Raw genomic sequence first — 26,192 nt, forward strand, 5'->3', positions numbered from 1 at the left:
TGAGCGGAGATGCAGACGATGATGGTCAGTTGGATTTGACAGAAACTTGGGTTTACAGCGCAAGTTATGCAGCTACTCAGGAAGATATCGATGCAGGTTTAGACTTAGTTAATACTGCAATAGTAAGTAGTAATGAGACAGCAGATGCTCAGGATGATGCGGTAACAACGATTACGCAGGCACCAGGCATTGCGATAGAAAAAACAGTAGATGCAACTGACATCAGTGCACCGACGACCTTGAACTATACGATCACTGTAACGAATACCGGTAATGTAAGCTTGACCGGAGTAAGTGTAGCAGATGCCTTTGCCGGCGGAGCAACACTTGAAAGTGGTGATATAGATACAGACGGAGAGTTGGATTTGACAGAAACTTGGGTATACAGCGCAAGTTATGCAGCTACTCAGGAAGATATCGATGCCGGCTCAGATTTGGTGAATGTGGCTGTTGTGAGCAGCAATGAGACTGCTGATATTCAGGATGATGCTGTTACCATGATTACTCAGTCAGCATCAATCGATTTGATCAAATCTGTAGATAAGGATTCCTACAGTGCTCTTGGCGAAGTGATTACTTATACCTTGACAGTGACCAACACAGGAAACGTGAGTCTTAGTGATGTGATTATTACAGACCCATTAACTGGCTTGGATGAGAATATAGGTAGTTTGATGCCAAATGAAGAAAGGCAGGTAATTACAACTTATGCGATCACGCAAGAAGATTTGGATGCAGGAATGCTGACAAATATCGCTTCTGTGTCTGGTGATTCACCAGGTGGAGAACAAGAAGGTGATAGTGATGAGGTGTCCATTGATGGAGATCAAACACCAGGTATCCATTTGGATAAGGTAGCGATTAGTGAAAGCTTTGATGCTGTGGGTGATGTATTGGATTACGAAATTAATGTAACCAACACGGGTAATGTTACCTTGTCCAATATATTCATTGTGGATCCTCTCACAGGTCTAGTGCATAAGGTAGAAAGTCTTGCCCCAGGTGAAGTAGAATCGGTTCTTACCAGTTATACAGTGACCCAGGAAGATCTAGATAGAGGTTTTGTTAATAACCAAGCTTCAGTAGTCGGTAAAGGTCCAAGGGATAATGATCACGAGTTTGGTGACGAGGAGGACGTTCCTGCTGAATTGAATGCGGGAATTAACCTAGAGAAGGTTGCGGATAAGGAAAGCTTCAGCGTAACCGGCGAAGTAATCACTTATACCTTGACAGTGACCAATACTGGAAATGTAACGCTGAACAATGTTATAGTTAGCGATCCATTGACAGGATTTGAAGAAACTGTGGCAAGCTTATCCCCAGGTCAAACAGCATCCTTCAATACGCCTTATACTGTAACTCAGAGTGATTTGGATAATGGAGGTGTTATCAATGTGGCAAATGCTTCTGCCAATGATCCACAAGGTAATGTGATTGAAGATGATGCAAGCGAAGAGTCTGGAGCTTCCTTCAACAGGATCATCGCTAACGATGATAACTTTGGGGCCTTCAATAGACCTAATTCTAGAACCTTTGGAAATATCCTATTGAACGATAGGCTGAACGGACAGCCTGTGAGTCCTGATGAAGTTGACTTTGAGTTTGTTGATTTGGATGGCATCATAGGATTGGAGATTGCAGCTGATGGAACATTGTCCATACTTCCAGGTGTAGAAGCCAGAGAATATACCTTGAGATATGAGCTGAGAGAAAAACTTAACCCAAGCAATATGGACGATGCATTAGTAACCTTCAGAATTGTTGCCAACGAAGTGTTGCCAATGGACGACGAAGTGACTACTAATCAGAACCAGGAAGTTAATATTGATGTCTTGGACAATGATGCTACTGATTTTGTTGAGCTGGATAACTCAAGTGTGTCAGTGGTCGATGGGCCGGCAAATGGTTCAGTAACCGTGAATTCAGATGGAACAGTTACTTATGTTCCTGATACGAACTTCAGTGGTACAGATACTTTCACTTACCAAGTGTGTGATGTAAGTATCCCTGATCCAATCTGCGGCACAGCAGAGGTAACCGTTGAGGTGAGACCATTGTCAATGAGCATTGAAAAAACAGTGGATGTAACCAGCGCAACAGTAGGTGAAATAGTAACCTATACTATCAGCTTAACTAATAATAGCATGTTTACAGTAGAGGACATCCTGTTGTCAGATCTGCTACCGGCTGAATTAATGATAGTGTCTTCTACAATGGAGCCAGCTGATGGAGAAACGACAGTATGGTCAGTGCCGAGCCTAGGGGTTGGCGAGTCCATCTCCTTTGACATCCAAGTGATGGCACTTACAGAAGGTACCGCTGTCAATGTGGCAACTGCAACTGCAGGAGATTATTCGGTAAGTGATGAAGCGGATCCTGTGGTGATCGAGTTGGCGGACATTGACTTGAGTATTACCAAGTCTTCCATGGATGCAGAGATTTACGAAGGTGACCAATTCGACTATCAGATCATCGTTCGTAATGAGGGAGTGGCTGATGCAAGCGATGTTCTAGTAACAGATCGACTACCATCAAATGTAAGCTTCGTGGATGCGACTTATGTGAGCAGTAGTGATGATATAGTTCCACAAATGGATGTGAACGGACAAAATGTAACTTGGAGCATACCATCCTTCCCAGTGGGAGGCGAGCTTACTATCACACTGACAGTAAGAGCTGAAGCAGCAGGAAATGTGATCAATGAAGTGACTGTAGATGCAGCTGAAAATGAAATTGATCCTGATGATAATACAGCAATAGATCAAAATGTTATCGAACCGTTCTTCATTCCTAATGTAATCACACCAGGAGATGTCGATAATAAAAATGATCAGTTTGTGATCAAAGGTCTGGATAAATTTGAGCAAAACGAGATTGTGATCTTCAACAGATGGGGAGACCACGTTTACGAAGCGAAAGATTACCAGCAAGATTGGACAGCAGAAGGCCTTAATGCAGGTTCCTACTTCTACGTACTGACAGTTACTGACAGACAAGGAGAGCAACATATCTTTAAAGGTTGGATCCAAGTGATTAAGGATGGAAGTGAATTCGATAACTAAAAGCTGATAAAAAGATGAAAAGTATTTTTAAAATTTTCATAATGTCCCTAGTGGTAGCCTTCATGGCTACCCAGGGTACTTTTGGCCAACAGCTTCCGCAGTTCAGCCAATACATATTCAATGGACTGCATGTGAACCCGGGTTATGCCGGTTATAAGGGAGTACCCTATATTCAATCAACCTATAGAAGCCAATGGGTGAATTTCCCAGGCGCTCCAAAAACCTTTACCATTACGGCAGATTTAAGTGCCAATGAAGGAAGAATGGGCTTTGGTGCTTCTATTATGTCTGATAAAATCGGTCCATCACAGACCTCTTCAGGAATGCTGACTTATGCTTACAGGATTCAGACAGGACATGAGTCTTTCCTTGGTCTGGGGGTAAGTGCCGGGGTTTCTGAGTATGTGATTGATGGTACCATGTTGGATCCTAATGATTTTGGAGATAATAATATTCCTGAAGGAAGGGTAAATGTCTTTACCCCGAATATCAATACAGGAATTTTCTTCAATACTGCAAGGTTTTATACTGGTATAAGTGTATATAATTTGGTAGGAAAGAAGGCATTGGAGAAGGAAGATATTGCCTTGGCTTATCATAATTTTCACTATTATTTTACCGCAGGAGCCATGCTTCCGATTTCAGAAGATGTGCAGTTCAAGCCTTCGATTTTAATCAAGGAAGAAAAAGGAAGTCCTACCAATTATGATATTAATGGTATGTTCCTATTCATGCAGACAGTATGGCTAGGTGGGTCTTTTCGTTCCAATATGGGCAATGGCAATGAGGCCTTGCAGGAAGGTTTATCCAAGAGGAATTCCATTGCGGCCATCATTGAGATTTTTGCAACAAATAATTTGAGAATAGGATATGCTTATGATCATAGTACCAATGTTTTGAGTAATTTGAGAAACAATTCACATGAGATTTCTGTGGGTTATTATATTACTCCTAAAAATATTAGAATGAAAAACCCAAGATGGTTCTAGATATGAAAAGGATTTTTATACTTCTGTTTGTGGGTGCATTTATAGGATTTAGCCAAGTACCGGCTTTTGGTCAAAATGCTCTCCTCCGTTATGCTGATAAACAGTATAAGTTGTTTAACTATGAGGAAGCCGCTCAAGTTTATGAAAAGGCTTTCGATAAAAAGGGTAAGTATGTCGCAGCACAGATGGCAGCAAAAAGCTACCAAAAGCTGAATGATTATGATAATGCTTATAAATGGTGGAAGACTACAGTTGGTTTTGAAGAGGCCAGCACCCAGGATTATGTGAGTTTTGCTGCTGCAGCCAACCAGCTTGGAAAGATGGATGAATTGGTTGTTGCAATGGATTCCTTGCCTAAGGATGGGAAGCTGGACAAGATCAACTTGGATTCCATGATGAGTTGGTACAATAAGCCTGTGGCTTTGGAAGCTGTGGGTATCGACTCTATGAATTCATCATCAGCAGATTTTGGAATGGTGATGGATACTAAGGGCAACAAATACTTTGCCTCTGACAGAGGTGCTGAAGGTGGTTCTGGAAAAGCGGCATTGAGATTTGATGTTTCCAATAAAATTGATGAAGACCATTACGCTTGGACAGGTCGAGATTTCTTGACGGTTTATAAAATCAATAAAGATGGACAGGTGGCCAGTTTGAATTCACCGGTTCCTGATAGTTACCATTTTGCGGATCCTTTCTTTTTGGAAGAACAGGCAGTTGCCTTTTATACGGTCACCCGTGAGGTGAAAAGAGTAGATGGTAAGAAGGTGAAAACCAGAAAAATGATCAATCCAGAAATGGATTATGGTCAGGAACAAGATGAGTTTGTCGATTTTCACCCAGAGATCTACTTCAGTAAAATAGGTGAGAATGGAGAGTTTGCTGACTATAGCGCCTTCCCTTTGAATGATGCTTTGAAGTATTCACTTATCAATCCATTCCTGGATGAGTCTAGCAATAAGCTTTATTTTGCTTCTGATATGGAAGGTGGTTATGGTGGATTTGATATCTATGTTGTTGAATATGACAAAGATTTTAATTTTGGTGAACCCCAAAATTTAGGTGAAGCCATCAATACAAGTGGAGATGAGAGAGACCCGTTCCTTTTTGGGAAGCATTTTTACTTTTCTTCCAATGGACATTTTGGGCTAGGAGGGCTGGATATTTTTACTGCAGATTATGAAAATGATAGTTTCTCCAATGTGAAAAATATGGGTATTCCATACAATTCACCACAGGATGATTTTGCCATGACCTTGTCTGAGGAAGGTAGTCAATATCTATCATCTAACCGAACTGGCGGGATGGGCTTTGATGATATTTATCTTATCAAGGATATGTATAGGAGGTTTTTGGCTAAGGTCGAAGACTGTAATGGAGACTTGATTACAGATGGGTTTGTTGCAGAGTTCATTGAAAAGGATTTAGATAAGGCTATTGATCTAGAAAGGGATGTAGAAGGGGAAATCAAAGCCAATATTGCTCCTGAAGCAGATTATGAATTGAAGATCAGTAAAAAAGGTTATTTCCCAGTTCATGATGAAAACATCAGTTCTGTTGGCATGGAAGGTACTTTGCTAGAAAGGGAATATACCATGATTCCAATACCTTATAAGACTACAGTATTTGTTGATTTGGTCTATTATGACCTAGATAAATCAATGATCAGAAATGATGCCCAGCCAGTATTGGATAAGTTAGCTTCTTTGATGAATGAGCACGCTTACCTTGATTTAATGGTAAGGTCACATACAGATGCACGCGCTTCGGACGAGTATAATGAGAAATTGAGTAATAGCAGAGCGGATGCAGTGGCTGCTTATTTGGGAGAAAAAGGTATTGCTTCCTCTAGAGTGCATGAAGAGTGGTTTGGAGAAAAAGAATTGGCCAATGATTGTGGAGATGGAGTGCCTTGTCCTGAGCGTTCTCACCAACTGAACCGAAGAAGTGAATTGGTATTGATGGCTTTTGCGGATGAGCAGAGAGAATATGAATTACCTGCGGACTTATTAGATCTGTGTTCTAAGCCTAATCTAGGTATTCAGATGAATGTGCCTACCGTTTATTTTGATTTTGACAAAGCAAACTTGAGAGCTGAGGGAGTGAAACAGTTGGAGCGTTTATTGCTTTTGATGAAAGAAAGAGAAGGCGTTCTATTGGCGCTGGAAGGACATACAGATGTAAGAGGCTCTGAAGCTTATAATGAAGGGCTTTCTGAAAGAAGAGCTGAGGTGGTAAGGGATTTCCTTACAAACAGGGGAATAGATGAAAGTAGAATTTCCTATAAGTGGTTTGGAAAGTCACGCCCTGTTCATGGCTGTGAAGATGGCAACTGTTCTGAAGCAGAACATCAGCTGAACAGAAGGACGGAAATCAAATTGATGCTAAATGAAAAGAACATCAACGCTTCCAATGAAGCAATTCAGGAAGAAAAGGTGGCTTATCTTAAAAAAAAAGGTTTGATCAGTGAAGTTAGTGGAACAGTAGTGGTGACTGGAGTATTTTCCTCCAGCACCAACGCCACTAATCATTCCTTGAATTCCAGATTGAATGGCTTTGCCGATGCGGGCTTTTTCATTGATGATGCAAGTGGATTATATTATTGCTATGCTATAAAAAGCAATAATGCCAATGAGGTTAGTAAGCAGTTGGCCCAAGTGAGAAAAGCGGGATATGAAGGAGCTTGGATCATGAATTTTTAATGAACAGATAATCAATCAAGATAAAAAAAGCAGGTGATCATAATTGATCACCTGCTTTTTTTATTGTCCAGAAATTAGTTGAATATCAAGGAATTTTAGAAAGATTCATTGATTGATTTCCAGACTGGGCTTCAAGGACTTAATTGATCTTGGATGCTAGATTGTTCCTATTGGCTGGTACTTATTATCTTTCAGTTAATAGTCTTTCTTCTTGACCTTCCTCATATGGGATGGAAGCAAGTAAGTCTAGTTTTTCCTGTTTTACTCTTTCAAAAGCCAATTTATTTTGTTCAGAGATAGGTTCGGATGGTGGAATGTCCTCTTTTAACCAATCCACTTGTTTACCATGTTTCCAAAACCTAAAGCAAAGGTGAGGACCTGTTGCTAAGCCTGTACTTCCTACATAGCCAATTACTTGTCCTTGCTTCACCCTAACACCATTTCTTATCCCACCTGCGATCTTTGACATGTGTAGATATTGGGTGGTATAGGTGCCATTGTGTTTAACCTTGACATAATTTCCATTGCCTCTGGTATAGCTTGCGGCAATGATGGTTCCATCTCCTACTGCTCGGATTTCTGTTCCTCTTGGGGCCGCATAATCCGTTCCCAAGTGGGCTTTGTATCTTTTTTGTACAGGGTGGTATCTTCTTAGGTTGTAACGAGAACTGATTCGGGTGAATTTAACAGGGTCTCTTAAGAATGCCTTTTTAAAGCTATTGCCCTTCTCGTCAAAAAAGGAAACCTGTCCATTTTGTTCAAAAGGGATGGCATGATAAGGCTGTCCCATGTGCTCAAAAAAGGCCGCTTGTATATCATCAACTCCTACTACCTCTCCTTCGACAACTCTTTCATTATAGACTACTTTGTATTTGTCACCCTTTTGCAGGCGTTGGAAATCTACGCTCCAACCATAAAGATCAGCAAATTGGTCAATTAAGTCTGGCGTGATGCCTTGTTGGGTCATGTTCACATAAAGAGAAGAGGTGATTTGTCCTGCCACTTCCCGTTTGCGAATTTCTACCGGTTTGGCCTCTTTATAAATGTCTTTACCATCTAGTTTGTATACCACAAATTCGGCAGCATTGGGCTCGTAGATGAAAAACTCTGCTGTGGAACTACTGTCTTTAGCAGTTAGTACTGTATATTTTTTATTGTAGGCGATTTTCCTCACATCAAAGATGTCCTTGGATTTTTTCGCTATTTGGTCAATAATTTGGTAAGGAACATCAAAAGGGGCCAGGATAGTTGAGAGTGTTTGATTTCTGCCCACTACACCTTCCACAACAGCTAGATCGTCCACGTCAATTCCATAAAGTAAGTTTTTTTCCTTTACGATTGCTGTTTCTACAGGTGTTTGAGTTTCTTCTACCACTACCTCACGTTCCGGCTCAAGGTTAAATTGGTAAAAACCAATTCCTGCTGCCGCCAGCAACATTGCTCCAGTTGCTGCGATCAATTTTTTCTTCATTCCCTAATTTTGATTTTGGCGATTAAATAATACGGTAATTAATTTATATTTAGGTCAAAATCCAAGTGTTTGGGCCTTTTTTTGAGCCACTTACCAGTAGCTTGGTACTCATTACTTAGATTAGTGGATTTTCTCTGATTTTGACCTTGGAATTTGAGTCGCAAAGCTCGTCATTTTTTGAACTTTGCCGAAAAAAAGATCATAAAAATATGTGATACTCTTTGTCATAATAGTAAACTGTGATTCGAATTATTATCTTTGGCGATCAATATTGAATAAAACAATAAAAATATGCTAAGAACACATACTTGTGGAGAGTTACGCTTAGAGGATGTGGGCAAGGAAGTGACACTTTCTGGTTGGGTACAACGGGTCCGAAATAAAGGTGGATTGGTATGGGTAGACTTGAGAGACCGATACGGAGTTACCCAATTGATTTTTGAAGAAGGGTCCAGTGATCAGGAGCTATTGGATAAAGCTGCTTCTTTGGGAAGAGAATTTGTTATTCAGGCCAAAGGAGAAGTGATTGAAAGAACTTCTAAAAACAATAAGATTCCTACCGGAGATATTGAATTGAAGGCCGTGACTTTGGAAGTATTGAATGCGGCCAAGGTGCCTCCTTTCGTCATCGAGGATGAGACTGATGGGGGAGAGGAATTGAGGATGAAATACCGTTACTTGGATTTGAGGAGAAGGGTGGTCCGTGAGAAACTTCAGCTGAGGCATCATATGATGCAGGAGACCAGGAAGTTCATGGATGCGGAAGATTTTATGGAAGTGGAAACTCCAGTTTTGATCAAATCTACGCCTGAGGGTGCAAGGGACTTTTTGGTGCCTAGCAGGATCAACCAAGGGGAGTTTTATGCCCTGCCACAATCACCTCAGACCTTTAAGCAATTGTTGATGGTCAGTGGATTTGACCGTTATTTCCAAATAGTAAAGTGTTTTAGAGATGAAGACCTAAGGGCGGACAGACAGCCTGAGTTTACTCAGATTGACTGCGAAATGTCCTTTGTGGATCAGGAAGATATCTTGCAGACCTTTGAAGGTTTGGTAAAACATTTGTTCTCCACAGTGAAAAAGGTAGAATTACCAGAAGTGGAAAGAATGACGTTTGCCGATGCCATGAAATATTATGGTAATGACAAGCCTGATTTGAGGTTTGATATGAAATTTGTTGAGCTAAATGAATTGGCTCAAAACAAAGGTTTCAATGTTTTTGATGCTGCGGAATTGGTAGTGGGTATTTGTGCTCCAGGTGCTGCCAGTTATACCAGAAAGCAGGTTGATGCATTGACTGAGTGGGTGAAGCGTCCACAGATCGGTGCCAAAGGTTTGGTATATGTGAAATGCAATGAAGATGGGTCTTTTAAGTCTTCCGTAGACAAATTCTACAGCCAAGAAGACCTTAAATCATGGGCCGATAAAATGGGTGCGCATCCTGGCGATTTGATGTTGATCCTATCTGGAGATAAGAATGCTACCAGAAAACAGCTTTCTGAATTGAGGCTGAAGATGGGGGCAGATCTTGGATTAAGGGATAAGAATGTGTTCAAGCCTCTTTGGGTATTGGACTTTCCATTATTGGAATGGGACGAAGAAACTGAAAGGTACCATGCCATGCACCATCCATTCACCTCTCCTAAAAAAGAGGATATTGGCTTATTGGAGTCAGATCCAGGCGCTGTGAGGGCAAATGCCTATGACTTGGTGATCAATGGCGTGGAGATCGGTGGCGGTTCTATCAGGATCCATGACCGTGAAACCCAGAAAACCATGTTTAAGCATTTGGGCTTTACTGATGAGGAAGCCCAAGAACAGTTTGGTTTCCTGATGGAGGCATTTGAATATGGAGCCCCACCGCATGGAGGGATAGCCTTTGGCTTTGATAGGCTTTGTGCCATATTTGGAGGCAGTGACTCCATAAGAGATTATATTGCCTTCCCGAAAAACAATTCTGGAAGGGATGTGATGATAGATTCACCAAGTGCTATCGCTGATGACCAATTAAAAGAATTGAGCATTCAATTGAACCTTAAGAAGTAATATCAAATAATTTTGAATATACATTTTGAGCAGGTGCCTTACAGGTGCCTGCTTTTTTATTGGTCTTTAGTTTTAAAAGGGCTAAAAACAAGGTGGCTTCTGATGCCCATGACAATCAATAGTTGGGCAAGGATATAAGTGCCCATTATTAGTACCCCACTATTTTTTATGGGCTGAAAGAACAGGTCCAGGGCTATTATGCTGTCTGAAATCAAAAAGAGTACAGCACCCAAGAATACCTGGACAAAGCTTTGTGTATTTGTTCTCTTGAATCGCTCTCTTGCTGTACTTACCATCATGACCATAGCCAGGATATATAAAACTACGGGAGTTTTAAGTTGTTGGAGGTTGTCATTGATGAGGAAGTAAACTATTGCTGCGGCAATATAAATGGGAAGGTTGTAAAAGAAGATTTTCAGAAAGTTGATCTGCCTAAGATTTATCTGATGGTTTTGGATAAGCTTGAAAGCAATGATATAGCATATTTGGGCAATAAAGAAGGCGCCCAGGCCGTACAAAAACATTTCCGGAAACAGCAAAAACACATCCCCGATTAAGGATAGAATCAGGGCTGCTCCTACCGATTTTCTTAGCAAACTATTCTTTATCAGAGTGGTAGCACTCAAAAAGTAGGCGGTTAAGGATATCATCAGCAAAGGTTTGGAAATAAACCTCATCTGTTCTTGCTGCTGGGTGATTAATGCTATATCAGCCAATCCTGAAAAGAGATAAAGATATAGCCAGCCAATTCCTTTAGTCTGCATAAATTCCTTTAGTTTTTAAAGCTATGGATAACAAGTGAATTGTTTTTTGATAATCATTCACTTGTTGATGAGAGTGCTTTTTACTTGGTTTGAACGGTGATTTTGAAAGAATTTTGAAGATAATAAAATTTTATTAGAGTGTTGAAAAGATAAAAAGTATCAATAAGTGAATGATAAATGTATTTAAATCATATTTAATGGGATATATTCGTTAGCTTGTTTTTTTATACTAAAGCTTTCGATAAATAGGTTTTGTGTATTGTTTGATTTTGAATTGAAGTATTTTAGTGATTATATTTAGAATATTATTTTAAATGGTGTTTTTTATATATTAAGTAGACTAAGTGTTTAGGTGTGTTTATTTAATGAATAATAAAAATAAAACGTTGAAAAGTGCTATTATTTTGTGCGTAATTAGTTCGGATTTTAAACAGTTTTTATTAATCACAAAGTTTGTTATGAAGCAATTGTTACAAGTAAATCTTTTGGTGGTATTCATGCTTTTTATTGGAGCAGGAACCTTGTATGGGCAAGGCATTACCACTGCTAGCATGAATGGTGTGGTGGAAGATGCTAATGGGGAAACCTTGCCTGGTGCCAATGTCGTAGCTGTGCACACCCCGTCGGGAACAAAGTATGGTGCCTCAACACGAATTGATGGACGTTTTACTATTCAAGGTATGCGTGTGGGGGGTCCGTATAAGGTAGAAGTAAGCTATATTGGTTTTGAAAAAGCAATAATCGAGAATATCAATTTGCAGCTTGGTCAATCATTCGGTTTGGATATTGTCTTACAGGAAGAGGGCCTTGAAATAGAAGGGATAGAGGTATTGGCTACCCGAAGTGCTGTTATCAATGATGAAAGGACTGGCGCGGCGACAAGCATCAGTAATGAGCAAATCAATTCATTGCCATCAATTTCTAGGTCTATTTCTGATTTTACCAGATTAACTCCGCAGGCATCAACTGCCGGGTCAGGAACTTCTTTTGCCGGTCAAAATAACCGATACAACCAATTTGCGATCGATGGTACGGTAAATAACGATGTGTTTGGCCTGTCCGCTTCTGGAACTAATGGAGGGCAGACTGGCGTGCAGCCCATTTCATTGGATGCTATTGAGCAGGTTCAAGTAGTGATAGCCCCTTATGATGTGCGTCAAGGTGGATTTACTGGTGGTGGAATCAATGCGATTACTCGTTCTGGTACCAATAACTATGAAGGGTCCGTTTATTATTACAGCAATAATCAAGATTTTGTAGGGAAGAGCCCGGATGAAGAAAGAACAAAGCTTGATAGCTATACGGATTATCAGACCGGTTTCAGGTTGGGCGGTCCTGTTATAAAGGATAAACTATTTTTCTTTGTAAATGGTGAAGTGACCAGCAGAACTCAACCATTACTTTACCAACCTGGTTCTGGAAGCTCTAATATCTCCATGGATGAAATGGATAGGGTGGCTGCTGTAGCTGAAAGGTTGGGGTATGATCCAGGTCCTTATGGTGCATACAGCAATGCTACCAGTTCAGAAAAAGTATTTGCTCGTTTGGACTGGAATATTAACCAGAATAATAAATTGACCTTGCGTCACTCTTATGTGTATGGAGAGAATATTGATGGCTCTAGGAGTCCAAACTCTGCTAACTTTTATAATAATGGAGAATTTTTCCCTTCCACTACCAACAGTTCTGTTTTGGAATGGACTAGTAATATCGGGGGCAATATTTCCAATGAGTTTAGGCTAGGTTATACTACTGTGAGGGATGACAGGGATTATTTAGGAGCGCCTTTCCCTGCGATAAATGTAAGACTTAGTGGGGGTAGAAGCATTAATCTGGGTTCAGAGCCTTTTTCTACTGCTAACCAATTAGATCAAGATGTATTGACCATCACGGATAATCTGACCATGTACAAGGGTAAGCATACCCTGACTTTTGGTACCCATAATGAATTCTATAGTACTTACAACCTATTTATCCGTCAAAATTTTGGTGCGTATTCCTATTATAGTCTAGAAGATTTTGAGACGGTGGGTACACCTGGTGAAGTGCTGCCAAGAAGTTATGATTATTCTTATTCCAGAACAGATAATCCTCAGCAAGGGGCTGAGTTCAATGCATTCCAGTTGGGATTCTATGCACAGGATGAATATCAGGCTACAAGAGACCTTAAAATCACTGCAGGCCTGAGATTGGATATCCCAACTTTCTCAGAAAAGCCTTCTGTCAACGAAGCATTTAACGAGGCCTTTGCTGAATATGATGTAGCTACAGAGCAAATGCCAGGGGCGCAATTGATGGTTTCTCCACGTGTGGGGCTTAATTGGGATGTAAATGGCAATGGCACCACCCAAGTTCGTGGTGGCGTAGGGCTATTTACAGGTCGTGTTCCTTTTGTCTGGTTATCTAATCAGTACACGAATACTGGGAATGAATTTGGACGAGTTTCTTTATTCAGGAATGAAGGAAGTGAAGGAGACTTTGAGGATGTGGGAGACTTTACCTTTGTGCCGGATCCTTATGGTCAGCCGGATGCGGGAGACTTAAATCAATCGCTTGGTTCGTCAGAAATTAATGTAACGGATAAAGATTTCAAGTTTCCGCAAATTTTCAGGGTAAATGGTGCTGTGGATCATCAGTTTCCAGGAGGTTTGATTGCAACTTTTGAAGCGATCTATACTAAAAACTTAAAAAATATCGATTATAGAAATCTCAATAAAGAAGAAGCAGGGACATTACAAGGAGGGCCTGATAATAGGGTCGTTTTTGAAAGAGCTTATATGAATAGCAATTTTAATGATGTTCTTCTGCTGACCAATACCAATAAAGGTTATGCTTATAATTTAACGGCACAGTTACAGAAGAATTTTGATGGTGGCTTGTCATTGAGTGCTGCTTATACTTATGGTGAATCCAAGGATGTGAACGGGGGCACTTCAAGTCAGGCTTTCTCTAACTGGAGGTATGTGGAAACAGTAAATGGTGGTAATAATACCGAATTGGGTTTTGCTGATAATAATATCCGCTCTAGGGTGGTAGCTGCTTTAAACTATAAGATCAGCTATAAGAATGGTTCTTCTACCAGTATTGGACTTTTCTATAATGGCCAATCTGGCGTACCGCTTTCTTATGTGTATGATGGTGATATCAATAACGACCGTACTTTTGGAAATGATTTGATTTATGTACCCGCTAGTGCAGGAGAGATCAATTTTGTGGGCTCTGCTGCTGAGCAAGCTTCCCAGTGGAGTAGGTTAAATGCCTTCATCGAAGGTAATGATTATCTAAGTTCTAGGCGAGGGCAATATGTGGAGCGAAATGGCGACAAGCTTCCTTGGACCAATCAAGTGGATCTCCGTTTTATGCATGAATTTAAGTTAGCTACTGTTGGTGAAACGAATCATAGACTGCAGCTTTCTTTTGATGTGTTTAATCTGGGGAACCTGATCAGCAAAGAGTGGGGTAGACAATATAGTGTAAGCAATAACTCTTTCTCATTAATTAATTTCGAAGGTTATGAAGATGGTGGTTATGTGCCTACTTATAGTTATGATGGCTCTGGTCTGAGTGATGGAAAGCCTTACTTTGTGAGCGACTTCCTCAGCAGATGGAGAGGCCAGATTGGAATTAGGTATATTTTTGATTGATAATTAATTAAATCCAAGCTAAGAAGTGTCCTGAGCAATTGGGGCACTTTTTTTTTGATTTGCTGGAATATTAGTGGCATTAAAGCATCTTTATATTTTTGCACGTATGAAAATAGAATACAGACTTATTCAAAAGGCGGATAATCAAACTGTAAAGGAATTGATCCAGAACGTTTTTGTTGAATTCGATGCACCTCGCGAAGGGACAGTCTTTGCAGACCCTGATATGGAGGATTTGCATGGACTTTTTGATAGGGTTCCTAAGGCAGAGTTTTGGTTGGCTGAGGCTGATGGGGCGGTTTTGGGCTGCTGTGGGATTTTTCCAACCGAGGGGCTACCTAAAAAGGTGGCCGAATTGGTGAAGTTTTATCTTTCACCCCAGTCAAGAGGTAAAGGGATAGGAAAGGAATTATTGAAAAAATGTACGCTGCGTGCGCTAGAGCTAGGTTATCAATCACTTTATATCGAAAGTATACCGGAATTTGAAAGTGCTATCGGCCTTTACGAAAAGCAAGGTTTTAAACGTTTAGAACAGCCAATCGGTGATTCAGGGCATTATACTTGCAGTATATGGATGCTAAAAGAATTATAGGATTGTAAATGACTGACTTTTGCGATGAATCATTACGATGGGTTTTGTTTGATCAATTTGAATTGGAAAAACTCTAAATGTTCTTCAGATGTGCTTGGTTCATAAGGAGTGAGGTAATATTGGCCTTTGAACCCGAAAAAACCTGAGTATAATTGATCTTTGTTTTATTGGATAGTATTCATTAAGCAATTCCATTTGTTTTATTATTTAAACTGCTTTAAGTTTAATATTCCTACAATTTAGATCAATTATGAGAAAAATATTTGCATTTGCACTGTTCTGGATCATGTCAGGTTTTGCCATGGGGCAGAACAAAGCGGATCAGGCTATGGAGAAATTGGCCTTCCTGGAAGGGGACTGGTCTGGGATAGCAAAAAGCCGACAGGGAGCTGGACAACTTATTGAGTTGAGGCAATATGAAGATGTGAGCTTTAGGCTAGATGGAAATATGCTTTTGATTGAGGGGAAAGGCTATGTGGAGGGAAGCTTGAAATTCAATGCCGTTGCTGTGATCACTTATAATCAGTGGCAGGAGAAATATGAAATGATGGCTTGGAGAGGGAATGGTCAGCGTGTAGATGCTTATTTTAAGGAGCTTGGCAAAGATAATTTTGAATGGGGTTTTGATATTCCACAGGGCGGAAAAATGAAATATGTGCTCAGTATTAATGATTCAGGCCAATGGCATGAGGTAGGTGAGTATTCCCCTAATGGTGAAAAGTGGTATCCAAGTTTTGAAATGACCTTGGATAAAAAATAGAGGGACAATAAAAAGGCCCTAATTAAATGATAACTAGGGCCTGAATGATCTTATTCTTTATGCTGCAATACTTCTGTGTTATTTAGCTAATGTCAATTGCCAGTTCCAGGCATCTTTTAAGGCATCTTCCAAATTGTATTCAGGCGTCCAGCCTAGCACTTTGCTCACTTTGTCCGTATTGGCCCATACTTTTTCAATATCTCCGGCTCTTCTTGCTCCCAGTTCATAATTAAGCGGTTTTCCACTCACTTTCTCAAAGGCCTTGATCACTTCCATTACCGTATTGCCATTTCCAGTACCTACATTGAACAGGTCAAAGAAGTTGTCCTTTTTGTCTGCGAGATATTGAATGGATTTTACGTGGGCATCTGCCAGGTCCATTACGTGGATATAGTCTCTGATACAGGTACCATCAGGTGTATTGTAATCGTCTCCAAAGACAGTGATTTTTTCTCTGATGCCAGCTCCGGTTTGAGTGACAAATGGTATTAAGTTGGCAGGAACACCGATAGGCAATTCACCGATTAGAGAACTAGGGTGAGCGCCGATAGGATTGAAATACCTTAGGGCTACAATTCTAGCTGCTGCACCACTTTTGACATGGTCCATGAGGATATCTTCGCAGATTTTTTTGGTGTTACCATAAGGGCTTTCTGCATCTTTTCTAGGGGTGGTTTCCTTTACAGGTAATTCATCCGGCTGGCCATAAACGGTACATGAAGAAGAGAAAACAATGTCTTTTACTTTGAATTCCTTCATGGTTTCCAATAATACAATCAGGGAATTGATATTATTGCTGTAGTACTTAAGGGGGATCTGAGTGCTCTCACCTACGGCTTTTGACGCGGCAAAATGGATCACACCGGAGATATTATTTTCCTTAAAAATAGTTCTGACCATTTCACTGTCATTACAATCCCCTTCATAACATTTGACAGGTCGATTGAGGATTTTTTCAAGGCCATTTAGTACTGTTTTTTCGGAATTGGAAAAGTTGTCAATGATAATAGGCTCGAATCCGGCATTTACCAAGGCTACGGCGGTATGGGATCCAATATACCCTGCTCCACCAGTGATTAAAATTTGTTGCATGAATTGTTTGTTTTAAATAGGTTTAATGGGGCTTCGTTTGATGTATGGGCAAATATAAAGTAATCCAATATGGCATAAAATTTTTAAGGCTTTTTAATCCTTGAAAACTAATTATTTGCGTGGAAGTTAATATCTTAGAAAGACGCGCTAAGTGACCGGTTTATACCTGTCCAGCAAATCCAAAAAAGAATATTACCCAATAAATAACAATGCCATGATGAATTTTGATCTGAATGAAAACCAAAGCATGATCGCTCAAATGATCAGGGATTTTGGTGCTAAGGAAATAAGCCCTTTCAGAAAGGAATGGGATGATGAACAGCAATTTCCTTTACAACTTTTTAAAAAACTAGGTGAACTGGGCTTGATGGGCGTCTTGATTCCTACTAAGTATGGAGGGAGTGGATTTAGTTATAATGAGTATGTTACTGCTATTTTGGAACTGGCAAAATTGGACCCAGGAATAGGATTGTCCATGGCTGCCCATAATTCACTTTGTTGTGGGCATATTATGCTCTTTGGTACAGATGAACAAAAGGAAAAATATTTGCCTAAGTTAGCTTCCTGCGAATACCTAGGGGCTTGGGGGCTTACAGAGCCTAATACGGGCTCTGATGCAGCCAATATGAAAACTACAGCCGTAAAAGATGGCGATTATTATATTATCAATGGTGCAAAAAACTTTATTACCCATGGGGTATCTGGGGATGTTGCGGTTGTCATCGTCCGCACAGGAAATATTGGCGACTCCCATGGAATGACTGCATTTATCCTTGAAAAAGGAATGGCAGGGTTCAGAGGCGGTCGTAAGGAAGACAAATTAGGGATGCGTACCTCTGAAACTGCAGAATTGATTTTTGAAGATTGTAAGGTGCACAAAAGCCAGATGTTGGGGGAGGAAGGAGAAGGCTTTATTCAGTCGATGAAGGTGTTGGATGGAGGGAGAATATCTATTGCAGCACTTTCGCTTGGGATTGCAGAGGGGGCTTTGGAAGCAGCTATTCAGTATTCAAAAGAGCGACATCAGTTTAACAAACCAATCAGTTCTTACCAGGGCATATCTTTTAAACTGGCAGATATGGCCACAAAATTGGAGGCCGCCAAGCTGTTGACATTTAAGGCTGCAGATTTGAAAAACAGGGGGGAGTATGTGACTTTGGCCAGTGCAAAGGCGAAGTATTACGCGTCAGAAGTAGCCGTGGAGCTAGCCAATGAAGCAGTGCAGATATTTGGCGGTTATGGTTTTACCAAGGATTATCCCGTAGAAAAATATTATAGGGATGCCAAGCTTTGTACGATAGGTGAGGGGACTTCAGAGATCCAGAAACTGGTGATTTCAAGAGAGATATTGAAATAAATTTCCGAATTATTGGATGAGAATTCAGTGGATTTAAAAGAATGTTTTGTTTTACTAAACTATCTTTCTACATTTGCAGTATGAAAGGGGGTGTAAAATTATGATCGTAGTAAACGTAAAAGAGAACGAATCTATCGAAAAAGCGCTTAAGCGTTTCAAAAAGAAGTTCGACAGAACTGGAGCAATCCGTGAGTTGAGATCTCGTCAACATTTCGAAAAACCATCTGTGAAAAGAAGAACAGAGGTAATTAAAGCCGCCTACAAACAAAGAATGCAGGACGAAGAAGGGAAATAATTTATTACTTCCATTCTAGAAAATAAATGAGCATATTAGTGTATTAAATTACGCTGATATGCTTTTTTCGTTTATAAACTATCTTGAACATGAGAAACGGGCCAGTACACATACTGTCCTGGCTTACCAAAAAGATTTAGAACAGTTCAAGGATTTTTTAAAATTGTCTTTCGGTATGGAGCGTTTGGAAGGAGCATCACACGCCGAAATCCGTGCCTGGGTAGTGGATTTGGTAGAGCAAGGATTGTCAGCTACTACCATCAACAGGAAAATAGCCACCCTGAGATCTTACTATAAATTTTTGCTACGCTCAGGAGAGTTGACTAAAGATCCCACCTATAAAATAAAAGTGCTGAAGACACCAAAAAGATTACCTGAATTTGTTCAGGAAAATGCCATGGAAAAGGTGTTGAATGAAATTGATTATGAGCAAGGTTTTGAGGGTCAGCGGGATAAGATGGTGATGGAGTTTCTGTACCTTACAGGAGTGAGGCTGTCCGAATTATTGACCATACAGTGGCAAGACATTGATATTCAAGATCAAACAGTTAAGGTGTTGGGGAAACGAAAGAAACAAAGAATAATACCACTGACAAATGATTTAGTTAAGAATATTATTTCGTATAAGAAAGTATTTAAAGAAACATTTTCAAATGTAAACGAGAGTGATTATTTTATCGTTATAAATACAAGAAAGCAAGCGTACCCAATGAAGATTTACCGAATAGTGAGGAAATATTTAGACCTTTTTGCGCAGACGTCCAAGCGTAGTCCTCACCTTTTGAGACATACATTTGCGACCCATTTGCTGAATAAGGGTGCCGACCTCAATGCGGTTAAAGACCTATTGGGACATGCAAATCTTGCGGCTACGCAAGTATACACTCACAATTCTATGGAAAAACTGAAGGCTGTGTTTGAGCAAGCACATCCTAAAGCTTAAATAAAAGTTTAACTTTTAAACTGTTAAAATTATGAAATTACAAATGCATTCAATCCATTTCGACGCAGATCAGAAATTGATCGACTTTATCCAAAGAAAGGCGGATAAACTAGACACTTTCTATGATAGGATTATAGACGGCGAGGTATTTATGAGGCTCGATAAGAACGAGAAAAACGAAAACAAGATCGTTGAAATTAAATTGAATGTGCCTGGGAAGCAGTTGTTTGCAAAGCATCAGAAGGATTCTTTTGAAGCGGCTGCTGATGAAGCAATCGAAGGCCTGAGAAGACAGATCAAGAAATTCAAAGAAAAGTTAGTTTTAGCACGACAATAAAAATATAACCCACAATTTAAATAATGCATCAACAAACCCGCTCAAGTGAGCGGGTTTTGTTTTATATGGGTTATTGCTTCTCTAACCAGTAATATTTTTTGACTCCCTTTTCCCTCCAAGTATCCTGTGAACCCTCCAATATGGATAAGAGGATGTCAGGGATATATTTTGCGTTCCAATTTGTAGAGGCTACTTCAACTTTATAGTCTTTGGTCTTCAGGTCTTGCTTAGTATTCTCATCACAGATAAGATAGTCGAATGCTGCTAATTGGTCTTGGTAAGCTACTTTTGACAGATTGACCAGTGAATAGCTTGTTCCCAAAGCTATCCTGATTTTGCTTGAGGTGTGGAGGTTTCCAATGAAAGCAATTTTGCTTCCTTCTGGAAGGCCTATACTTTGAATATGTTTAGCTGTTTGCACGCCTTGGTCAGGAAGGGAAATGACCTTGGTGAATAATGACAAGCTGAAAAATAGCAATAAAATGGCGGTAGTCAATACGGTGGCTGGTTGCCAAGATTTCTTGAATGAAATGTACAAGGCAATGAGTATTGCTGTGGAAATCATTACTCCCAAAGCTGTGAGGAAGGTAAAGGTTCCAAGTCCTAAATTGAGATATAATGCAGTAAGGATGACGATTAAGTTGAGGCACAGGAATACACAGGAAGTCCACTTTATTGTTTTGTTCTTCAGGCCTTTTGGGTTTTGAGCTATTAGCCAAGCCAATGCAGCCGCACTTAGCGGTAGGACAGGTAGCAAGTATCTTTCATAAAATACAGAGACCATGCTGGTCATTAATATCATGGAAATGCTCCAGGTGATCACAAAGCCAAAAAAGGCTGTGTTAATATTAGTCACCTTGGATAGTTGCTTTTTAATGGCCTGAATTCCCGGAACTATCCATGGAAAGAACATGGCAAAGTAAAGGACTACAGCTAAACCGAAGTTGGTTCCTATTAGCAACAGTTTACTTCCTACACGGATACCAACTTGGTCTTTTATAAAGGAATTAAGGTAGGTGGGGCCGAATTTGATGTACATAGCCCAAAACCAGAACAAACCAATGATCAGCATGGTAAGGATGGACGGAAGATGTGCCATTTTTTTCCAGGAGATTCTTTGCCAAGGGTTCACCAATAAATAAATAAGGGCAATGCCTCCCAAGGCAGCTGCAGGAAGACCCTTTACTTCAAATGCCAGCCCTATGCCAATATAGAACATCCATAAATATTTCTTGGCGGCTTCATTTCCGTATTTAATCAGGCCAGTTACTCCCAAAGCAGATACCGTCATAAAAAGTGCCAAAAGAATATCAGGAATGGATCTGGTACTGCTAAAAATGATCAAACCGTGACTTGCAGCTATACAAGTGGCGATTTGGCTAATGTTTTTTTGATTAAAGATCAAATGGGCGATACGATGGACCAAGAAGACTATGGCAGCTCCACTGAGCAGAAAGAAAATTCTAGATGAAAAGGCTGAAATCCCAAAAATTTTGAAGCCTGCCAAAGCAGTCCAATAGGTTAAAATGGGTTTCTTAAACCTTAATTCCCCGCTGCCTAAATAGGTCGTGAGGTAATCTCCATTTTGCATCATCTTGATGGCTGCATCCGTATAATACATTTCATCAGGGTAGTGCAAGTGGAATTGTAATGCAAAAGGTGCTACCAGAAGAATGAATAATGTAATTATTGGCCAGGCACGGTTTTGAAGAGTAGAGGAAAAGTTGTTTATCATTAATTTCATTCGTAAGAATAATCGGAACTGTCAAATAGGGATTCAATCCTTATTGATCGCGAAGTTACAATCTTTCAAAAAGAAGTTGTGATATCCGCATCTTAAATTTTACTAAATAAAGGTGGTGAGTTTTATGAAACCGTTTGATTATCAGGTGATAAAATATAAAATAATTGGTATATTAATACGGTAAAAGGTAATACATATTGATAAATATGTGTTTAAGAGTCTAGGGGTATTGTTTAGGACTGTTAAAGAATTTTTAGGTGAAGCCTTATTCATTTCGATTGATCTTGATCATTTTGGTGGTATCTGCTATTAAGATATTATTTACAGCCACCACTACTTTAAGCTTGTTTTCTGAAGAAACACAGCATTGGCTATGGTCTCAGAATTTAGACTGGAATTATTATTCAAAGCCATTGATGGTGGCGGTTTATAATTTTATTTTTACAGGTATTTTTGGTCATACTGATGTGGCGGTCAGGTTGAGTGCAGTCTTATTTTCTGCTGGGACTGCATGGCTTGTTTTTGAGTTGGGAAATAAGATGTTTAGGAATCCTGAAGTGGGTTTTTGGGCGGCGATTATGTTATTGGTAATGCCCTTTTTTAATTTGGCCTCATTCTTTCATACAACGGACTCCTCATTACTGTTCTTCTGGGCACTTAGTTATTATTGGCTTTGGAATGCTACAGAGACTCAGGAGACCAGGTATTGGGTTTATGCTGGGCTGGCAAGTGCTATTGGTATGCTGTCCAAAAATACCATGGTATTAGTGATTCCTCTGATTTTCATTTATTTGTTATTGGTGGATACCGGACAACTAAAGCAAAAGGGCTTTTATATCTTTTGTTTGGTTTTTTCCCTTTCCTTCATTCCGATAATAATATGGAATCTTCAAAATGATTTTGTCACTTTCAAACATGTGGGATCTCTTGGTGGAGTAGTTGGCGAAGGTAAACCTTTTGATCTCCGTGCCTCATTGAAATATATCTCTGAATATGCTGGGGGACAAATGGCTATCATTTCAGCATTTTTTATTCCGTTTTTAATTATGTCCTTCCGGAGGTTAATAAAATTTAGAGAAAGACAATTAGTATTTATAATGTTACCTGCAGTGTTAGTTTGGTGCTTGTTCTTTGGAATTTCCATTTCAAAAAGGGTGGAGGTCAACTGGCCTGTGTTTGCTTATGTCAACCTTAGTATAGCCATGGTTTTTGTGGTTTCACATGCAGCAGTTTATTGGAGAAAGTATTTGGTTTATTCTACCGCCGTTTCGGGTTTGTTTATCATTTTGATCATGAACCCAAGTACCTTGGATGCCTTTGGATATAAAAAGGTGCTAAAGCCGGAGAGGGATCCTCTCGGGAGGTTGGCAGGATATGATGAAATGGGAAAGAGGGTAGATGTTCTGATTGATTCTTTGGGTTTAAAAAGGTATTTCATTTTTAGTGATAGTTACCATTTGGCTTCTGAAATGGCTTTTTATGTTACTGGGAATCCTCAGACCTATACCATTAATCTGGGTAGAAGAAAAAATCAATTTGATCTTTGGCCAGGGGTAGAGCAATTTGAAAATAGGGGGTATGATGGCGTTTATCTACAGCGGGGAACAGCAGATCGTCAGGAATTGATTGAAGGATTTGAAGGTAGAATTTTGAAAGAGCATTTTTTTGTGGTGTATAGGGGAGATACGGTGAGGACATTTAGTATTGAGGTATACAGAAATCTTCACCATATACGGGAAAAAGAGATAGAGCGATATTGATTTTTAGCGAACTGTTCCGTGTCTCTTAATGCCTTGTTTACCTTTTTGTTATGTATAACTGAGCATTGAAAAATCTTTGTTAAATAGCTTCTGAATTTAGATTTGTTTTTTTAACCAATCCATGAATTTCTCTTAACTGCTAGTTGATTTATAGCTTCTATTTTTGGAATAAGCATATGGTAGACCTGTCAAGGGGATGAGCTAAAGTGCCTAGCCTTATTTAGCAGGAAAAGCCGATGTATTGTTGAACTCAGTATAATGAGAACAAGTATAATTTGTCTTATGAAGAGAAAGTCCATACCCTACACCTATATATTTTATTATTTTTTCATTGTTTTTTTGATAGGAGCATTTTTTTTGAGCAGGCCCAAGGGAGCGTTTGAACTCTTGATTAATCAAAACCACTTTTTATGGGCCGATTTATTTTTTTCAACTATTACCCACTTGGGAGATGGCCTGGTGTTTTTGGCTGTTTTCCCTGTATTATTGATGTTTAGGTACGGGCTTGCGATTTTATGTAGTTTTAATGCAGCCATTCATATGACGATGGCTGTTTTGATGAAAAAGTTGGTTTTTCCACATGCTCCCAGGCCTTTGGAATATTTTAAGGGGATTGATTTGGTTCAGATAGCAGGAGTGACCATGCACCATTGGCACTCTTTTCCATCTGGGCATACAGCGACGGTTTTTGCATTGACAAGTATGATTTCCATGGTTTTTCCCAAGAGACATTTCTTCCAATTTTTTATGCTGCTTTTGGCTGTTTTGGTAGGATTCAGTAGGGTGTATCTGATGCAGCATTTTATAGGCGATGTGCTGGTGGGTTCTTTTTTAGGTTTAGGATCGTCATTGCTTTCAAGGTATTTGGTCATCAAATACTTCAATTCCAAAGTGTTTAAAAGAGGATTACTGCCCAAGCGGAGAATTGCTTTGTCTAAGCTGGCTTCTTGAGGAACTAGGAAGTGATTGGTTATTCTTTGGAAGTAGGTATAAGCTTTAGGATGGTACATGTGGGGGATTCAAATAGATATTTTTTTGAATGAATCATCTCGTATTTCAATCCCAATTTATTAACGTCTTGTAAATGCTGATGCCGTGTAATCAAATAACCATTTGCTTGGTTAGGAGCTTTGACTGTGCGAAGATTTACCAGTGGTTTTTGTAAATAAAATGAAAAAGCAGGATTATAATTATTGAAATAATAGAGGTTTTCCTTACTCATCATTTCAATGGGGGCACCTGAAACAGGGCTTTGTCGATCAATTATTGGGAAGGCAAACCAAAAAAAGACCAAAGCAATAATCATAAAACTAGCTGCTACCCCATGGAGGATTGATGGGATATTTGACTTCCAATAGGCTAGGGGAATAATTAGTAGAAAAGGATAAACTATCATAAAAAGCCAAAGTATGTGCTTGGGGACCTTTAAATCTTGTTCCATGGATAGCCCAAAGTAAATGCCAAATGGAAGCATTAGTACCAGTATGCAGAGTAGTATGCAGGGAACCAATAAACTTTTGATTTTACCTTTTTGAATAATATGGTAAAGGTAATTGCCAATTATTATTGACAGAAATGGATAAGACGGGACGGTATAGTTGGGTAGTTTGGTGCCGGCAAGCATAAAGAAAATAATGATGGTTCCACTGCAGACCAAGGCAAAAGTGCTTGCTTTATTGGTTTTGTATTTTAGGGTGTGGACGATGGTTTGGGGTAGAAAAAAGGAAAAGGGTAAAATACCTGCAAGCACAAATATCCAAGTCATCCAAAAGCCTCCGCCATGGCCTTCCATAGGAGCAGAGAAGCGTCCAAGGTTATGTTTGAAGAAAAACTCTTCCAGCCATAGCCCGTTTGTCTGAATGGCTACCAAAATATACCAGGGCAATGCTATTAAGATGAAGAGCCCCAAGCCAAGGGGATGAAATATTCTTTTCAGCCTTTTACCATTTAATTGCTGCATGAGCACTGAATAAGCAAAAAGGGCTATGGAGGGCAAGACCAATCCTACTGGGCCTTTTGTCAGCACGGCTAGCGCAAGACAGGCATATGTTCCCAGCATGTGCCCTTTGGAGCGAAAACCAGATTTTGACCATTCAAAGAATAGCATCATTCCAGCCACCATAAAGAAAACTAAGAATGGATCTGGGACGGCCATGTGGAATTGTATATACCAATGCAGTGAGGAGCTTAGTACCAGTAAGCTGATGCATGCAATTTGATAGCCAAGATTTTTCTTTATAAAACGGTAGGTGATCCAAGTACTAAAAAAACCAAATAAGGCCGGGAAAAAACGGGCAGCAAATTCATTTATTCCAAATAGCTTATACGCTAGTATAAAGAAGTAATAATGCAGTGGGGGCTTGTCAAATCGGTGTTCTCCATTAAAGGTAGGTACGACCCACTCCTGGTTCTGCCACATTTCCAATGCGGCAGTGGCATTTTTTGCTTCGTCAAGGGCATAGATGCTGAGTCCTCCGAGATTGGAAAAATGGATAAATAAAGAAATTGACAATAATAATGTGCCGCTTAGTTTATTGGGCCCAAATACTTTTTCCATATTCCAAAAATAATCTTATTGCTAGATTGAAATAGGTAGAAAGGATTATCAAAAAGTTAGGTTTTGGAGAGGCTTCT

18 protein-coding genes are annotated in these 26,192 nt (G+C 39.7%); 13 read left to right on the forward strand and 5 right to left on the reverse strand.

Going from position 1 to position 26,192, the window contains the following annotated elements; genetic code table 11:
- The 3 genes from H7U17_RS00005 to H7U17_RS00015 all read left to right on the forward strand — a co-directional run.
- Positions 1–3,062: DUF7507 domain-containing protein (locus H7U17_RS00005; protein ID WP_186753455.1), on the forward strand; the 3,062-nt coding region annotated here is incomplete at its 5' end.
- Positions 3,063–3,076: 14 nt separating this feature from the next.
- The gene (locus H7U17_RS00010) at positions 3,077–4,051 is read left to right on the forward strand and encodes a PorP/SprF family type IX secretion system membrane protein (RefSeq protein WP_186753457.1); all 975 of its coding nucleotides are present in this window, start codon (positions 3,077–3,079) and stop codon (positions 4,049–4,051) included.
- 2 nt (positions 4,052–4,053) lie between these two features.
- Positions 4,054–6,753 carry an OmpA family protein gene (locus H7U17_RS00015; protein ID WP_186753459.1) on the forward strand — a complete coding sequence of 900 codons (2,700 nt, stop codon included), beginning with the start codon at positions 4,054–4,056 and terminating at the stop codon, positions 6,751–6,753.
- Positions 6,754–6,937: 184 nt separating this feature from the next.
- Here H7U17_RS00015 and H7U17_RS00020 read toward each other — a convergent pair whose 3' ends face one another.
- Positions 6,938–8,224: a M23 family metallopeptidase gene (locus H7U17_RS00020; protein WP_186753461.1), complete on the reverse strand. Its 1,287-nt coding sequence runs from the start codon at positions 8,222–8,224 to the stop codon at positions 6,938–6,940.
- Between the two features lie 291 nt (positions 8,225–8,515).
- Here H7U17_RS00020 and aspS point away from each other — a divergent pair, with 291 nt between their 5' ends.
- Positions 8,516–10,270 (forward strand): aspartate--tRNA ligase, encoded by a 1,755-nt coding sequence (aspS, locus tag H7U17_RS00025; protein WP_186753463.1) that lies wholly within the window; start codon positions 8,516–8,518, stop codon positions 10,268–10,270.
- A 56-nt stretch (positions 10,271–10,326) separates the two neighbouring features.
- On the opposite strand, the gene H7U17_RS00030 is transcribed toward aspS, so the two are convergent.
- On the reverse strand, positions 10,327–11,034 hold the full coding sequence (locus H7U17_RS00030; RefSeq protein ID WP_186753465.1) for a lysoplasmalogenase: 708 nt from the start codon (positions 11,032–11,034) through the stop codon (positions 10,327–10,329).
- Between the two features lie 458 nt (positions 11,035–11,492).
- On the opposite strand from H7U17_RS00030, the gene H7U17_RS00035 reads away from it, so the two are divergent.
- The 3 genes from H7U17_RS00035 to H7U17_RS00045 all read left to right on the forward strand — a co-directional run bounded on the left by H7U17_RS00035 (position 11,493) and on the right by H7U17_RS00045 (position 16,030).
- A complete protein-coding gene (locus H7U17_RS00035) occupies positions 11,493–14,678 on the forward strand; it encodes a TonB-dependent receptor (protein WP_186753467.1) in 3,186 nt (1,061 codons plus the stop codon).
- A gap of 106 nt (positions 14,679–14,784) precedes the next feature.
- Positions 14,785–15,270, forward strand: coding sequence for a GNAT family N-acetyltransferase (locus H7U17_RS00040; protein WP_186753469.1), 486 nt, complete (start codon positions 14,785–14,787; stop codon positions 15,268–15,270).
- A 250-nt stretch (positions 15,271–15,520) separates the two neighbouring features.
- Complete coding sequence (locus tag H7U17_RS00045) at positions 15,521–16,030, forward strand: DUF1579 family protein (protein ID WP_186753471.1); 510 nt, start codon at positions 15,521–15,523, stop codon at positions 16,028–16,030.
- A gap of 78 nt (positions 16,031–16,108) precedes the next feature.
- Here the strand turns inward: H7U17_RS00045 and galE are convergent, their stop codons facing one another.
- Positions 16,109–17,122: a UDP-glucose 4-epimerase GalE gene (galE, locus tag H7U17_RS00050; RefSeq protein ID WP_186753472.1), complete on the reverse strand. Its 1,014-nt coding sequence runs from the start codon at positions 17,120–17,122 to the stop codon at positions 16,109–16,111.
- A 217-nt stretch (positions 17,123–17,339) separates the two neighbouring features.
- Here galE and H7U17_RS00055 point away from each other — a divergent pair, with 217 nt between their 5' ends.
- From H7U17_RS00055 to hpf, 4 genes are all read left to right on the forward strand, one after another.
- Positions 17,340–18,479 carry an acyl-CoA dehydrogenase family protein gene (locus H7U17_RS00055; protein WP_186754854.1) on the forward strand — a complete coding sequence of 380 codons (1,140 nt, stop codon included), beginning with the start codon at positions 17,340–17,342 and terminating at the stop codon, positions 18,477–18,479.
- 100 nt (positions 18,480–18,579) lie between these two features.
- Positions 18,580–18,774 (forward strand): 30S ribosomal protein S21, encoded by a 195-nt coding sequence (gene rpsU, locus H7U17_RS00060; protein WP_186753475.1) that lies wholly within the window; start codon positions 18,580–18,582, stop codon positions 18,772–18,774.
- 58 nt (positions 18,775–18,832) lie between these two features.
- Positions 18,833–19,717 carry a tyrosine-type recombinase/integrase gene (locus tag H7U17_RS00065; protein WP_186753477.1) on the forward strand — a complete coding sequence of 295 codons (885 nt, stop codon included), beginning with the start codon at positions 18,833–18,835 and terminating at the stop codon, positions 19,715–19,717.
- 31 nt (positions 19,718–19,748) lie between these two features.
- A complete protein-coding gene (gene hpf, locus H7U17_RS00070; RefSeq protein WP_186753479.1) occupies positions 19,749–20,054 on the forward strand; it encodes a ribosome hibernation-promoting factor, HPF/YfiA family in 306 nt (101 codons plus the stop codon).
- 70 nt (positions 20,055–20,124) lie between these two features.
- Here hpf and H7U17_RS00075 read toward each other — a convergent pair whose 3' ends face one another.
- Complete coding sequence (locus H7U17_RS00075) at positions 20,125–21,798, reverse strand: ArnT family glycosyltransferase (RefSeq protein ID WP_186753481.1); 1,674 nt, start codon at positions 21,796–21,798, stop codon at positions 20,125–20,127.
- A gap of 257 nt (positions 21,799–22,055) precedes the next feature.
- Between H7U17_RS00075 and H7U17_RS00080 the strand changes: the two genes are divergently transcribed.
- Together H7U17_RS00080 and H7U17_RS00085 are read left to right on the forward strand one after the other, a co-directional pair.
- Positions 22,056–23,558: an ArnT family glycosyltransferase gene (locus tag H7U17_RS00080; protein ID WP_186753483.1), complete on the forward strand. Its 1,503-nt coding sequence runs from the start codon at positions 22,056–22,058 to the stop codon at positions 23,556–23,558.
- A 258-nt stretch (positions 23,559–23,816) separates the two neighbouring features.
- Positions 23,817–24,509, forward strand: coding sequence for a phosphatase PAP2 family protein (locus tag H7U17_RS00085; protein WP_230981215.1), 693 nt, complete (start codon positions 23,817–23,819; stop codon positions 24,507–24,509).
- A gap of 19 nt (positions 24,510–24,528) precedes the next feature.
- Here H7U17_RS00085 and H7U17_RS00090 read toward each other — a convergent pair whose 3' ends face one another.
- A complete protein-coding gene (locus H7U17_RS00090) occupies positions 24,529–26,115 on the reverse strand; it encodes an ArnT family glycosyltransferase (protein WP_186753485.1) in 1,587 nt (528 codons plus the stop codon).
- Between the last annotated feature and the right edge of the window lie 77 nt (positions 26,116–26,192).

This window comes from Echinicola salinicaeni (assembly GCF_014280965.1).
Taxonomy (GTDB): Bacteria; Bacteroidota; Bacteroidia; order Cytophagales; family Cyclobacteriaceae; genus Echinicola; species Echinicola salinicaeni.